At 37.0% G+C, this 15,239-nt stretch carries 10 protein-coding genes and 1 pseudogene; 10 read left to right on the top strand and 1 reads right to left on the bottom strand.

Going from position 1 to position 15,239, the window contains the following annotated elements:
* The 7 genes and pseudogenes from ACTTKP_RS02035 to ACTTKP_RS02005 all read left to right on the top strand — a co-directional run bounded on the left by ACTTKP_RS02035 (window position 1) and on the right by ACTTKP_RS02005 (window position 9,319).
* Window positions 1–582 (top strand): DUF4194 domain-containing protein, encoded by a 582-nt coding sequence (locus ACTTKP_RS02035; protein ID WP_442552240.1) that lies wholly within the window; start codon window positions 1–3, stop codon window positions 580–582.
* Window positions 575–3,886, top strand: a complete 3,312-nt coding sequence (locus ACTTKP_RS02030) for an ATP-binding protein (protein ID WP_442552239.1) — start codon at window positions 575–577, stop codon at window positions 3,884–3,886. The genes ACTTKP_RS02035 and ACTTKP_RS02030 overlap by 8 nt, the downstream gene beginning before the upstream one ends.
* Before the next feature lie 41 nt (window positions 3,887–3,927).
* Window positions 3,928–5,136 (top strand): Wadjet anti-phage system protein JetD domain-containing protein, encoded by a 1,209-nt coding sequence (locus ACTTKP_RS02025; protein ID WP_442552238.1) that lies wholly within the window; start codon window positions 3,928–3,930, stop codon window positions 5,134–5,136.
* A 50-nt stretch (window positions 5,137–5,186) separates the two neighbouring features.
* Window positions 5,187–5,324, top strand: a complete 138-nt coding sequence (locus ACTTKP_RS02020) for a hypothetical protein (protein ID WP_442552237.1) — start codon at window positions 5,187–5,189, stop codon at window positions 5,322–5,324.
* Between the two features lie 64 nt (window positions 5,325–5,388).
* The gene (locus tag ACTTKP_RS02015) at window positions 5,389–5,820 is read left to right on the top strand and encodes a YbaN family protein (protein WP_442552236.1); all 432 of its coding nucleotides are present in this window, start codon (window positions 5,389–5,391) and stop codon (window positions 5,818–5,820) included.
* A pseudogene (locus ACTTKP_RS02010) lies at window positions 5,813–7,291 on the top strand (ABC transporter ATP-binding protein/permease); the annotation flags it as partial. The gene ACTTKP_RS02015 and the pseudogene ACTTKP_RS02010, both read left to right, overlap by 8 nt.
* Before the next feature lie 360 nt (window positions 7,292–7,651).
* Window positions 7,652–9,319 (top strand): amino acid ABC transporter ATP-binding/permease protein, encoded by a 1,668-nt coding sequence (locus ACTTKP_RS02005; protein WP_442552255.1) that lies wholly within the window; start codon window positions 7,652–7,654, stop codon window positions 9,317–9,319.
* 92 nt (window positions 9,320–9,411) lie between these two features.
* Here the strand turns inward: ACTTKP_RS02005 and ACTTKP_RS02000 are convergent, their stop codons facing one another.
* Entirely contained in the window at window positions 9,412–10,710 is a 1,299-nt protein-coding gene (locus ACTTKP_RS02000) for a UDP-N-acetylglucosamine 1-carboxyvinyltransferase (protein WP_442552235.1), read from the bottom strand.
* Between the two features lie 273 nt (window positions 10,711–10,983).
* On the opposite strand from ACTTKP_RS02000, the gene proS reads away from it, so the two are divergent.
* Genes proS through ACTTKP_RS01985 form a run of 3 tightly spaced genes read left to right on the top strand, consistent with a single transcriptional unit; the run spans window position 10,984 to window position 15,036 of the window.
* Window positions 10,984–12,420, top strand: a complete 1,437-nt coding sequence (gene proS / locus ACTTKP_RS01995) for a proline--tRNA ligase (RefSeq protein WP_442552234.1) — start codon at window positions 10,984–10,986, stop codon at window positions 12,418–12,420.
* Entirely contained in the window at window positions 12,420–13,631 is a 1,212-nt protein-coding gene (locus tag ACTTKP_RS01990; protein ID WP_442552233.1) for a CCA tRNA nucleotidyltransferase, read from the top strand. Before proS ends, ACTTKP_RS01990 begins: the two co-directional genes overlap by 1 nt.
* A complete protein-coding gene (locus ACTTKP_RS01985) occupies window positions 13,621–15,036 on the top strand; it encodes a PEGA domain-containing protein (RefSeq protein WP_442552232.1) in 1,416 nt (471 codons plus the stop codon). Before ACTTKP_RS01990 ends, ACTTKP_RS01985 begins: the two co-directional genes overlap by 11 nt.
* Window positions 15,037–15,239: the final 203 nt, after the last annotated feature.

Genomic DNA, 15,239 nt, shown 5'->3' with positions numbered 1-15,239 from the left:
ATGGCTGTTGATATCAGAGAGGAAATTGCTAATTATTTGCTGAATAACTGCTTCCTTATAGGAACGGTGGATTCAACCAGAGATAAGTATTATTATGTTATCAATCATGAAGAAAGCTTCAGACAGTTATTTCAACCTATTGGGTATACACTTGTTATTCATAGAAATCTGCGTGTGGTACAGCTTATTAACAACCATGGCAGAGGCAGGCTTTCACTTAAAAAGTATGAGAGTATTATGCTGCTTATTTTAAGACTGCTATATGTGGAGAAGAGGGAAAGCCTGTCTACAAGTGAGGAAAGAGTTGTTGTAACCATTGAGGAGATAAAAAATGAATATGAGAAGTTAAATCTTCCCAGGCGATTTGATAAAGTATTGTTGGAGGATTCTCTTAGAAATATCAAGAGGTATAATTTGGTGCAGCCTTTAGATAAACTGCTTGATATGGATGCAAAGATACAGGTATATCCGTCTGTGATACTTGCTATGCCGGATACAACTATTTCAAAGGCCTATGAGGAGACAAGTAAATTGCTTGCACAGTATGTAAATTCAGATGAGGAGGACGAGAACGATGATTAGAATGACCAGAATTCATCTGATTAATTGGCATAACTTTCAGGATGATATTATAGATTTTAAGAATATCACCTATCTTCTTGGTGTAAATGCAGTTGGAAAAACAACAATTATGGATGCCATCAGATATTGTCTTACAACAAACAAGGATTTTAATACTGCGGGTAATAAAAAGAGCGGAAGAACATTGCTTGGCTCTGTACACCAGAAACAGAGAGCGGAGGATAGTTATCTAAGACCGGGACATACTGTATCATACATTGGAATAGAATTTTTGGATGAGAGTATTAAGAAGAATTTTGTAATTACGGTTCGAGTAGAATCTGAAACACCTAAGCAGGATTTAAAGGGTGTATATCAGGATTGGTATATTACAAAGCCGGGGTATTTACTTGAAGATATTCCGTTTTTTACACAGGTAAAAGACGGTAAAAAGCCTACATCAAGGGATGCATTTAAACTTGAAAATAAAGGTATGGATAGAGCATCAAATCAGGCGGATGCCAGAAGAAGAATATGTCGTATACTGGGCATTGGTGAAGCGGATTCACAGATAGGTAAGAAATTTAATGAAGTATTTCATATGGGTACGAGCCTTGAGGATATAAGGGATATACGAGAATTTATTTACACCTATATATTACCGGAACCTGAGGTAAATATTGATTTTTTGCAGCAGGATATGCGTGAGCTTGAACATTTGCAAGAGGTTTTACAGGAGGCACAGGACAGGGAAGCTCTACTTGCTGAGATAAATGAGAAAATAGTTGAGGCAAAAGTCCGTCTTTCTAAGGTAAAGATAAATGAGATTCTTGTTGCATATGCAAACTACTGGGGCAATGTGGAAGAACAGCAGGAAAAGAAACAACATATATCGAAATGGGAAGACAACATTAGTATATTAATAGATAAATTAGAGGAATTGGCTGAGAAGGAGAGAAGAGCTTCGGATTTATTGTATGAGGCTAAAAAGGCAAAAGAGGATAATACCGACAACAAGGAAATGCTTTCGTTAGAACGAGAGAGTAAGGATAAGGAGCAAGAGCACGAACGGCTTGTTAATGAGGCTGCCGGATATGGTAGATTACTGGAAAGTCTTTCTTCTCTAAAAAGGAGGCTGAATATAATAGGTTTTGCTTGTGATTGGTCTGTAACTGAGGATGAAGATATTACTGGTGATGAACGGATTGCTGAGATAAAAAAGGCTGAAGAAATCCTTAGAAAGTTAGAAGAGTCCATTAAGAACAGGGATGCAGAGATTAGAACAGAGATTAGTAATCTCTCAACTCAGTCTAAAGCACTTGAGAATAAAATTAAGAGTCTGGAAGCCGGTGTAATGTGCTATCCGGATGAGGCTGTATTTGTCAGAAATAAAATTAATGAGAAATTAGGCGAGCAGAGTAAGGAGGCAAATGCAAAACTATTATGTGAACTTCTGTATATGACAGATAATAGCTGGCAGGATGCTGTGGAAAGTTATTTAAATACTCAGAGATTTAATATTATTGTTGCTCCCACAAATTATCTCATTGCTAAAAAAGTGTTCATTTCATTGGGAGATAAAGTTAAGGGAATCGGACTTATTGATACTAGAAAAATCGGAGAAATTGAATACTCCGGTGATGGCTTAGCCTATCTTGGGGATAAGGTTGAATCAGAGAATATTTATGCGAAAAGGTATGCCAGGTTTATTATGCGGGATGTTGTATGCTGTGACAGTGCAGATACACTTGAGCAATATGGGAAGAGTGTTACAAAGGAGCGCTTACGATTTCAGAATTTCTGCTTGCAGAGAATGGGTAAAAAGGAGCATTTTATAGGTGTTGATGCTATTGCCAAGCAGTTAAGCAATGCTAAGACAGAACTTGTAAATATTCAAAAGTTACTTGTAGAATTGGATAAGGATAAAAAGTCATTTGATGTTGTTTATAATGATTATAACAGATTTACAGCCGGCAACAACTTTACCCTCTTGGAAAAATACTGTGATTCCGGCAGGCAGGCAAAAGAAGTCGGAGTTAAAATTGAAGAAATAAAGGCAAAGATAGAGGAATATAAGAATAATCCAATTTTACTTCAGATGTATGATAGGGTAAGTGAATGCGAAAAGAATGTAAAGACAATTCAAAACGAAATAACTGATGCCAAGGCAAAAAAACAGAATCTTGAAAAAGATGTAAAAAATGCAGAAGAATTGATTTCAAAACTTGAAGAAACTGTTAGCGGTGTGAAAAGTACTTATGAGGACAGCTTAAGAGAATATCCTGAATATGCAAGTGATGTAGAAAAAAAGTATCAGGAAGAGAGAATAACCAAGAAGGCATCAGCTATTGCCTATAATTTTGGTAACCGTGCAGCGCAGGATAAGATTGCTTTAAGTAATTATATGAATCAGCAATTGATTCCTTTACAGCAAAAATATACAGCAACTTACACCTGTGATTATCCTGAAGGAATAGAGGGTGCGCCACGCTATCAGCAGGAATATTTATCTTTACAGAATATTGAGCTGGAACGCCGTAAAGAAGAATTGGCACAGGCACAATTACGCTGTAAAGACAGATTCCGTAAAGAAGTATTATTTAGAATGAAAGATGATATTCTTCATGCAAGAAAGCAATTTAAGCAGATTAATCAGGTGATGGAAAATCTGGAGTACGGTGAAGAAAGTTACCGATTTGGTATTGACAAGAGTAAAGATAAAGAACTTGCTATTTTTTATGAGATTATCATGGATAAGGATAATCAGCAGATTGGCAGAGATAATGAGATTATGGCTTATTTTGCGGAAGCTAATAAATCAGAGGTATTTGAAAGCCAGATAGAAGATTTCATGAGCAGGATAATGCTGGATGTAGGAGAGAGGGCAAAGGAGAATCGGACAGGAGAGAAGTCCGGAGCAAAGAGCATGGGTATGTATGTGGATTACAGGACATATCTGGATTATGATATCATTGTTAAAAACTCTGTTACAGGCATTGAAGTGCCTCTGTCTAAGGTGAGTGGTGAAGGCAGCGGTGGTGAGAATCAGGCACCGTTTTATGTTGCAATCTGTGCTTCACTTTTGCAGATTTATGAGCAGAATCAGGAGAGCTGTATGAGGCTTATTCTGCTAGACGAAGCATTTAACAATATGACAAGTGACCGTATTGAGCCGATGATGAACATGTTTAAAAAATTAAATCTTCAGTTGGTTCTCATTGCAACAGCAGAAAAGGCAACATCAATTTTGCCATATTGTGATATTACATATTCAATTGTAAAATCAGGCAATAGAAATGCTATCGGAGTTTTTGAAAAAATATAGGAAGTGCCGGAATTTGTAAGTCATTGAAAGGACTGAAGTGAATGGACTACGGGAAAGATATTTTAAGCAGATTATTAGATATGTATGAGAGAAGAGGGGCATTTGATAAGGATGCTTCCTCTTTGCGAGCCATTCAACTTGAGGTAAGTAAAGTTTATAAGGAATATCTAAATCGCTATAATCATGAAGCATACAAAGATATTAATGCCTCCATAGATGCCTTATGTGCAAAAGGACTGGTGATTGCAGAGAAAAATAATTCCGGTCAATACTTAAAGGTTAAGTTAAATGTATACACTGCCAATGAATGTTATAAGAAGTTAAAAAGAATGAGTATTCCGAAGCAGTGTGAAAATGTAAAAAGTATATTGGCTAAATATCAGTATTGTGAGCTGCCAATGCTGCAGAAGGTTATAAATGATTGGTGTAAGTGCTTAGCAGAATATAAAAAATTACCCTATGATTTGAAATATGACAGCAAGCGTGTTGATGATACACTCTCTGTTTTGCAGGCTTTATTAAAACTTAACACTGAAACCTATATCCGCAATTTTTCAACGGCATTGTTTAAGGACTCAAAACGCTTTCAAAAGGAATTTAGAAGTACGGTAGAATCAATATTATTCGATTATACGGATGAAGTTGTGGAAAAGGACAGGATTCTAAATTTTTATAATCTGTATGAAAATCCTACCTATGTATTGATAAAAGGAAATGTTGTTATACAGTTTACTTCATCAGTAATTGATGTGTCAGAGTTACAGGACGGAATTGCATTGTCAAATGCATCACTTGAAAATATTAGGAAGATAGAGGTAAAAGCCGGTAAGGTAGTTACCGTTGAAAACCTTACAACATATCATGACTTAGATGAAAAAGATGGGGTACATATTTATCTTGGGGGATACCACAATCATTCAAAGCAGATTTTACTTGAAAAAATATATGCTGATAATAGGTATAAAGCATATTTTCACAAGGGAGATTTGGATGTATACGGTTTTTTAATATTAGAGAATTTAAAGGAAAAGACAGGAATTCCATTTGCTCCGCTTATGATGGATGTGGAAACTCTTGAGAGATTTTATAATGCAGGACTTTATAAGGAGTTGACGGCGACAGACATAAAGATGATTGAGGCAAAGAAATGCACCGACCTTATTGCATATAAAGATGTGCTTCAGTATATGCTTGATAATAATTGCAAGGTGGAGCAGGAGTCTATTAAGGCAGTGGAGCTGATGGAATAGAATTTAACAAGCTGCTTATTTAATAAATCTACTAAAGGAAAATAAAAGTCATGAACATAAGTGAAGAAAATAACAATAAAATCAATACCTCAAACGAAGTCTATAAGGGCTGTGGCTGGCAGTGTATGATTAATGCAATTTCATATAGGCAACATAAGCTAACAATCTTAGTTTTTCAGATTGCATAAAATCTCTTTATCAGCTAAAATGATAAATAATGTTAAAATGATTATCCTAGTCATAGGGGGAGTAATGGAAAAAAATAGGATTATAAAAATAATTTGGATAATACTTGGCTTTGTGGCATTTGGAATCGGCACGGTGGGAGTAATAGTCCCCATTTTGCCCTCATTTCCATTTTATATGCTGACACTATTTGCCTTTGCGAAAAGTTCGGAAAAACTTCACAAATGGTTTATTTCGACAAATTTGTATAAAAATAATCTTGAAAGTTTTGTAAATAAAAAAGGAATGACAGTAAAAACTAAGATAAGAGTCATTGCCTGTGTTACAGCAGTGATGGCTTTCGGTTTTATTATGATGAAGCATGTACCGGTTGGCAGAATTGTACTGGCAGTAGTTTGGGTATTTCATGTGCTATATTTTATTTTTGGTATAAAAAATTTGAATGAAGAGTCACAGACTACTGAGAATTTAGAAATTGAGGGTGAAGAAAATGATTAAGAAGAGATTGATAGGACTTTTGTCGCAAGCCGGTAAACACATTATTTTTCATATTCTTTTACAGATTCTTTCTTTAATAGCACAGATTGTGCTGGTGTTTAAGCTGACCAATGTATTTGATTTGGCTGTAAACGGGCGTCTTGATAGACAGGCTCTCCTTTTTGCAATTGTGACCTTTGTAATTGTTTATATAATAAGAGTTACTTGTGAAGAACTGGAGGCAAGGGAAGCATATCTTGCAAGTGTGGATGTAAAGAGGGTGCTTAGGGAGAAGATTTATGATAAGCTGCTTAAGCTTGGTGCAGGCTATAAAGAAAAAGTTTCGACTTCTCAGGTGGTACAGCTTAGTTCTGAAGGAGTAGAACAGCTTGAAACTTATTTTGGAAGGTATCTTCCTCAGTTTGCATACAGTATGACAGCTCCTATCATACTTTTTGTTGTGCTTGCAGTAAAGGTTAATTTTGTAGTCAGTTTGGTACTTCTTCTTTTAGTTCCTCTTATACCTGTTTCCATAGTTGCAGTTATGAAGATTGCAGGTAAACTGTTTAAGAAATACTGGGGCGTGTATTCAGAACTTGGTGACAGCTTTTTGGAGAATATTCAGGGTCTTACTACTTCTAAAATATATATGGCAGATGAAAGAAAAGCAGGTGAAATGGATGTAGAAGCCTCTCTCTTTAGAAAAATTACTATGAGGGTTCTGACTATGCAGCTTATATCTACAACAGTTATGGATGTACTGGCTTATGGCGGGGCAGCAGTAGGTATGCTGGTGGGAATTAACTTTTTTATGAGAGGTGAAATAACATTTGCAGGGATGCTTACGGTCATTCTTCTTGCATCTGAGTTTTTTCTTCCATTAAGGCTGCTTGGCTCGTATTTTCATATAGCAATGAATGGGATGTCGGCTTCAGATAAGATATTTGACCTCCTTGATATGGATGAGAAAGAGGAGGGAAGTGAAGAGGCAGATAACGGAATACCTGTAATAAGCCTTGAAAATGTTGATTTTGCTTACAATGAAGAAAGAAGTATATTACAGACTGTAAATATGATTTTTCCGGAGGGAAGTTTTACCTCAATAGTAGGTGAATCAGGTTGTGGCAAGAGTACGGTAGTTGGAATAATTTCAGGAAGAAATAAAGGATATAAAGGGAGCATTAAGTTTGGCTCTAAAGAACTTAGGGATATAAAAGAGAATTCTCTATTAAAAAAAGTAACTTTAGTCAGGTCAAGCGGTTATTTATTTAGGGGAACGGTAGAGGAAAATCTAAAAATGGCAGATCCTAAGGCAACATCTGAAATGCTTTGGGAAGTGCTTAGGAAGGTGAGGCTAGATGAACTTTTTAAGGAGAGAGATGGACTTAATACTGTAATAGCAGAAAAAGCAGGCAATCTCTCGGGAGGACAGGCTCAGAGACTTGCACTTGCCAGAGCATTGCTGTCAAAAGCAGATGTAATGATATTTGATGAGGTTACTTCCAATATAGATGCTGAGAGTGAAGAGATGATAATGGAAGTAATAAGGAGTCTTGCAGGTAAGCGCACTGTTATAATGATTTCACACAGGCTTTATAATGTAATAGAGTCTGACAATATTTATATGATGAATAAGGGAGAGATAGCGGAAAGCGGTACACATTCTGAACTCTTGGCAAAGAAGGGAGAATATGCAAAGTTATTTAATGCGCAGGCTTCCCTTGAGGCTTATGCTAAAAAGAAAGAACTTAGACCAAATCTAAGAAAGGCTGTAGTGTCGGATAGTAATGAGACCGGTGAATTTATTTCTAAAGAGCCTGAGAAGAAGGGACGCAGAAGCGGAATAGCTATTATGGGAAGGCTTATAGTTCTTATAAAACCGCTCTTGCATATTATGGCAGCAGCAATTCTTTTAGGAGTATTGGGATACCTCTGTGCAATTTCTCTTACTCTGCTTGGTATTAAGGCAGTAGGACTGGCTACCGGAGGATTTTTATCAGATGCGATAACACATATTTCTAATACTACAGGAATTGCGGATGAAGTCGCTAAGATAATGTTTGCCATGGTTATTGTTGCTGTGTTTAGAGGGGTTTTCCATTATATAGAACAGTACTGCAATCATTTCATAGCATTTAAAATACTTGCAGTTATAAGGCATAAGGTATTTGCGGCTCTTAGAAGACTATGTCCGGCTAAGCTTGAAGGCAGGGATAAGGGTAATCTTATTTCAATTATAACTACTGATATAGAGCTTTTGGAAGTCTTTTATGCACATACCATTTCGCCAATCGCCATAGCCTCAGTTGTCTCTATATTGATGACTGTATTTATAGGAAGTTATTCTTTGGCAGCAGGAGTTTTTGCACTTGTGGCTTATATTGTAATAGGAGTAATAATTCCTGTTATAAACAGTAAAAGAGGCAGCTTAGCGGGTATGAACTTTAGAAATTTTGTAGGTGAGCTTTCAAGTTTTGTGCTTGGCGAGCTGCGTGGTATTGATGAAACCATTCAGTATGGAGCAGGAGATGCGAAGAAAAAGGCAATTTATGAGAAGTCGGTAAATTTAGCAAAGATACAGGGAGAACTTTCCGAGACTGAGGGTAAGCAGAGAGCACTTACCAGTGGAACAATACAGCTGTTTTCATACGGAATGCTGTTTTTAACTTTGGTTCTTTACAGTAATGGAATTATAGAGTTTGAAGCTGTGGTTATATGTACTGTGGCTATGATGAGTTCATTCGGTCCGGTGGTAGCACTTTCTGCTCTTTCCAACAATTTGAATCAGACACTTGCAAGTGGAGAGAGAGTACTTACCTTACTTGAAGAAGAGCCTGAGGTAGTAGAGGTACAAAGAGAAGAAGGCAGTGTTTCTTTGTCGAAGTTCAATGGGGCTAAGGCTAAGGCTGTGAACTTTTCCTATGGAGATAAGAAAATTCTTGAAGATTTTACCTTAGATATTAAAAAAGGTAAGATTTTAGGCATACACGGAGCAAGTGGTTCCGGTAAGTCTACATTTCTTAAACTGCTTATGAGATTTTGGGAGACAGATGAGGGAGAAATTTTAATATCTGATAAGGATATTAAGAAGATTGTAACTGAGGATTTAAGAAGGCTTGAAGGCTATGTAACCCAGGAAACACATCTTTTTACAGGTACAATAGCTGAGAATATAGCACTGGGTAAACCTGAAGCAAAACCAAAAGAAATAAAAGAGGCGGCAAAGGCAGCTTCGATAGATGAGTTTATAACAAGTTTACCAAATGGATATGAAACTAAGGTAGGAGAGCTTGGCGATACGCTTTCAAGTGGAGAAAAACAGAGACTTGGTATAGCAAGAGCATTTCTTTATAATGCACCGTTTATCTTACTTGATGAGCCTACAAGCAACTTAGATTCACTTAATGAAGGCATTATTTTAAAGGCACTTAAGGAAAAAAGTAAGGGCAGAACTATATTACTCGTATCACATAGAGATTCCACTATGAATATTGTGGATGAAATGGTGGAGATGGGATAAAATCCGAGCTGGTGATAGCAATAACTTGTTTGTCTCAACATTTTTATAATAAATATAGGGCAGAAATCTTAAATAGGATTTCTGCCCTTTTATCAGCTCACTCTTAGCTTAAATTTCATAAGTTCTTTTTCATCATCTACAGGTATCTTGGCAATATCTGCACCGAGTTCCTTGAGTTTTTCTTCGAAATTCTCATATCCTCTTTCGATAAATTCAATCTGATCAACCTCGCTTACTTCTTCAGAGCACAGACCGGCTATTACAAGGGCGGCTCCGGCTCTTAAATCAGGAGAACTAAGTTTTGCTCCGGAGAGTTTTTCAACTCCGTCTATAATGGCACTGTTGCCCTCTACCTTTATATTAGCTCCCATCTTAGCAAGTTCATCGGTAAATTTAAAACGATTTTCAAATATGCTTTCAGTAACCACACTTGTTCCGTTTGCAATAGCTAACAGAGTGGTTATCTGAGGTTGCATATCTGTAGGGAAGCCCGGATAAGGAAGAGTCTTTACATGGGTATGGCTGAGTCTTTCTTTTGCACAAACTCTTATAGAATCATCAAACTCATATACCTCGGCACCGGTTTCTACAAGCTTCGCACTGATGGCCTCCATATGTTTTGGAATCAGATTTTTCACAAGTACATCGCCCTTGGTTGCGGCAGCAGCTACCATATAAGTACCGGCCTCTATCATATCAGGTATAATAGAATATTCACTGCCATGAAGTTTATCCACACCTACTATTCTAATTACATCAGTTCCTGCGCCCTTAATGTCAGCTCCCATGCTGTTTAAGAAGTTGGCTACATCTACTACATGAGGTTCTTTAGCTACATTTTCAAGGATTGTTTTTCCCTTAGCAAGGGTAGCCGCAAGCATGATATTTATTGTGGCACCAACGCTTGATACATCAAAGTATATGTGATTGCCAACCAGTTCATCAGCTTTTACAGCAATGAGGCTGTGCTTTATATCTATCTTTGCACCAAGAGCCTCAAAACCTTTAATATGCTGGTCTATAGGACGACTTCCAATGTTACATCCACCGGGAAAAGCAACTTTGGCATCTTTATTTTTTCCAAGAAGAGCTCCGAGCATATAGTAAGAAGCCCTTATTTTTCGTATAAATTCATTATCAACACAAAAATTGGTAATAGATCCGCCATTTATTATGACAGTATGGTTATCTACTCTTTCTACAATAGCACCTATTTCCTCAATGGCACTTAAAAGTACCTGTATATCGCTCACGAAAGGAAGATTCTCTATTTTAACAGGCTCGTTGCACATAACCGCAGCAGCTAAAATACCAAGAGCGGCATTTTTAGCTCCACTTATTGAAACTTCTCCAACGAGAGGCTTGCCGCCTTTTATTACAAATTCATTCATCTTATCCCCTTTACTAGGTCTTTTAATGTAATGCTAAAATATTACTTGTATCCCCTAATTATAGCGAGTAAGTTAATAAGTGTCAACATTCCGGTATATAGTTTGACAAAATGGAGGCTCTGTATTAAAATTATAGTCTTAAGATTAACCAAAATTATTAGCATTTTGGGGCAATATACTGGTTACTTCTTGTATTAAAATATAGAAGAATATTATTTATCTGTGAATGGTGATGATATTTTATAAAGAAAATATATAGAAAGAGGGAACAAAATGGCAAAAGATAAGAAAATGGTGGAAGCAATTACTTCTATGAATGAGGATTTTGCACAGTGGTACACTGATGTAGTTAAGAAGGCGGAGCTGGCTGATTATTCAAGTGTAAAGGGATTTGTGGTGCTTAAGCCTTATGGCTACGGTATTTGGGAGAATATCCAGCACACACTTGATAAAATGTTTAAGAGTGTAGGGGTTGAAAATGTGTATATGCCACTTTTGATTCCGGAAGGGCTTATAAATAAAGAGAAAGACCATGTAGAGGGTTTTGCACCTGAGGCTGCTTGGATTACTTATGGAGGTTCTGAAAAGTTGCAGGAGAGGCTCTGTGTAAGACCTACTTCAGAAACTCTTTTTTGTGATTTTTATTCAAAGGATATCCGTTCTTACAGAGATTTACCTAAGGTATATAATCAGTGGTGTTCAGTTGTAAGATGGGAAAAAGAAACAAGACCTTTTCTTCGTACAAGGGAATTTCTCTGGCAGGAAGGTCATACTGCACATTCCACTGCAGAAGAGGCACAGGAAAGAACTATACAGATGTTGAATGTATATTCCGATTTCTTTGAAAATGAGCTTGCTATTCCTGTAATTAAGGGTCAGAAGACGGAAAAAGAAAAATTTGCGGGAGCAATTTCTACCTATACAGTTGAGGCTCTTATGCATGACGGTAAGGCACTTCAGTCAGGTACAAGTCACAACTTCGGTGATGGTTTTGCAAAAGCCTATGATGTTACATTTACAGATAAGGATAATACACTTAAGTATGCACATCAGACATCTTGGGGTGTAAGTACCAGAATGATAGGTGCTCTTATAATGGTTCATGGAGATGACAACGGGCTTGTACTTCCTCCAAGGATAGCTCCTACTCAGGTAATGATAATTCCTATTATGCAGAACAAAGAAGGAGTGCTTGAAAAGGCAAATGAGCTGAAAGAGAGGCTTAAGGCTGAATTCAGGGTTAAACTTGATGACAGTGACAAAACTCCGGGATTTAAGTTTGCAGATCAGGAGATGAGGGGCATACCTGTAAGAGTAGAGATTGGACCTAAGGATATAGAAGCCAACAGGTGTGTGGTTGTAAGAAGAGATAACGGTGAGAAGACAGAGGTTTCTTTAGAGGAACTTGAGAGTAAGATTGCAGAGATTTTAGAAAATATGCAGAAGGATATGCTCGAAAGGGCAAGGACTCATAGAGACAGTCATACTTATAATGTAAATACCTATGATGAATTTAAGGAAACTATTGCCGGTAAACCGGGATTTATAAAGGCACATTGGTGCGAAAGCAGGGATTGTGAAGATAAGATTAAAGAGGAGACTTCGGCTACTGCAAGATGTATTCCTTTTGAAGACGGCAATTCAGATGGAAACTGTGTATGTTGTGGCAAGCCTGCTAAGAAACTGGTTTATTGGGGAAAGGCATATTAATGTATATTGAACTGCCGAAAGAGGTAAAATATATTATTTCAAGGCTTGAAGAAAATGGATATGAAGCCTATGCGGTAGGAGGCTGTGTAAGAGATTCAATTTTAGGAAAAACACCTGAAGACTGGGATATAACGACTTCAGCAAAGCCTGAGGAAGTAAAAAAGCTGTTTCAGGTAACAATAGACACAGGCTTGCAGCATGGGACAGTGACTGTGGTTATAGCTAAGGCAGGATATGAGGTTACTACCTTCAGGCTTGATGGAGATTATTCAGATGGAAGGCATCCCGACAGGGTTGCCTTTACATCATCTTTGACAGAAGACTTAAAAAGGCGTGATTTTACTATTAATGCAATGGCATATAGTGAGAAAACAGGCTTAATAGATAAGTTTTCGGGCAAAGAAGACCTTGAAAATGGAATAATAAGGGCTGTTGGAAATGCGGAAGAAAGATTCTCTGAAGATGCACTGAGAATGCTTCGTGCCATTCGTTTTGCAGGGCAGTTAAACTTTAAAATAGAAGAAATGACACTTGAAGCTATAAAAAAGCTGTCTGCAAATATTTCCAAGGTAAGTGTTGAAAGGATTGCTAAAGAGCTGGAAAAATTATTATTATCAGCAAATCCGGAATATATCCATCTTGTTTATGAAACGGGAATTTTTAAGGTAATTGCACCGGAAGTAGCAGAACTTTTTGAACATGGATTAATTGAAGAGTTGGTACAGGCAATGACCAGGGTTTGTTACTCGGAAAAAAAAGGAATTTATCAGATAAGGCTTAGTATTTTTCTTGAAAAATTGGGTGATATTAAGGCTGTGAAATTCCTAAAAAAATTGAAGCTTGATAATGATACCATAAATACAGTAAGAAAACTCTTGATTTTGTTAAAGCGAGAAACAGAGACTTCAGACCTTGAAATGAGAAGAACGGTTAAAGAGGCAGGACATAAAATTATGCCTTTATTTCTTGAAGCAAGACGGGCAAAAGGCTTTTTTGACAACTCGTATCTTTATAAAAATATTATTGAAAGAGGCGAATGTACTGAAATTTCTGAGCTTAGGGTAAATGGAAAAGATTTAATTGAGGCAGGAATAACTAAGGGGATTATGATAGGGAAAACCCTTGACAGACTTTTGGAACTGGTAATAGAGCATCCTGAGTTAAATACTAAGGAGAGCCTTCTTTTGGAGGTAAAGCATAATGAAGAGTAACAGATGGCTGCCTATAATCATAATGTTATGTTTAACGGGATTAGGTGTGTTTGTAGGGGTGAAAACCATTTTAAATACAAAGCACAGTAAGCCTCTTATTAATTCCGCTACTAAAAGCCTGATTTCAACCGAGCCTGCCGTAACCGGCGATTTGCAGAACAAACAAGGAAACCTTGGGGTACTAAGGGGGATTGACAAGGAAAATAGTAAAATAGGTGTATATCTTTTAGATGATATGAAGGAAACCGTTTTTACTTATAATTTAGCTACTTCAGTAAAGAGTATAAATGATGAAGAACTTGTCATGCAGGAATTACCTCTTGGAAGTGTGATAAAGTTGGAAGTAAGTAGTACAGGAGTGCTTTCAAAAGTAGAGGTGAGTAAAGAGGCATGGGATTATAAAGGAGTAAGAAATCTGGTTATAGATGAGGTGCTTTCAAAAATGCAGATTGGAGAGAGCAATTATACCTATGATGCAGGACTGACTGTAATCAGTGGGAGAGATAATGTAAGTCTGAGAAATATTGATACATCTAAGGATACATTAGAAATTAGAGGAATTGGTGAAAAAATCCTTTCAATAGATATTACTACAGGGCATGGAGTTCTTGATTTTGCGGAATATGATGATTTTATCGGTGGAAATATAGAGATAGGTTATGATGTTTTTGACCTTATAACTGACAATATGAAATATGTGCTTCGTGAAGGTAAGTACAAAGTAGTTATGAGAAACGGTAAACTTTCTGTCAATAAGGTTGTGACTATAAAAAGGGATAGGACAGAAGTTTTAAGGCTCTCGGATTTTGCAGGTGAAATGGATAAGAGTTCTAAGGTTGTTTTTAATATTTCACCAAGTAATGCCGCCATTTATATAGATGGAAAAGAAATAGTTAACATGAGATCTGAACTTGATTACGGAGAGTATTTGATCAAGGTCATGGCTGATGGATATATAGGCTGGGAAAAGGTAGTAACTATTTCAAAGCCTAAGACTATAATGAATATTGCATTAGCCCAAAAGAAGGAGAAATTTGAAGAAGACGATGATGATGGAATGGCAGAGCCCCTTAATCCTGTAGAAGAAGTTACAGGAGACGATGAAGATGATTTAGGTGACACAGGCAGCAGAAATAATGAAGATTCTGAAGACGATGAAATAAAGGTGCGTACAGACAGTACCAAGAATATTTATTTTAGAAAGCCGGAAGGAGCAACCGTTTCTTTTGATGGAAGAGAAATAGGCGATATTCCGTGCGAAATGATAAAAGTAACAGGAGAGCATGAGATAGCTCTTAAGAAGGATGGATATGAGACACAGACTTTTACAGTAGAGATTGAAGATGATGGAGAGGATGCTGTCTTTGGATTTCCTGAGATGGTGAAGGAAAGGCAGCAGGAATAAAGACTAAATACAGGTGTTTTGTGCTTAGACATTTTGGTGAAAAGTCTTCTTTCCCCTTGACTTTCGCTACCGACCTTATTATAATAGTTGTCGGTAGCAAAGCCATTTGTTCCCTTAGTTAAATGGATATAACAATAGCCTCCTAAGGTTTAATCATAGTTAAACCCCAAGGAAGTTAGAAAGTGGTAAGTAAGAGTTCGAAT

It is taken from the genome of Catonella sp., assembly GCF_052169795.1.
GTDB lineage: Bacteria > Bacillota > Clostridia > Lachnospirales > Lachnospiraceae > Catonella.
This window is presented reverse-complemented; position numbering and strand designations above follow the sequence as displayed.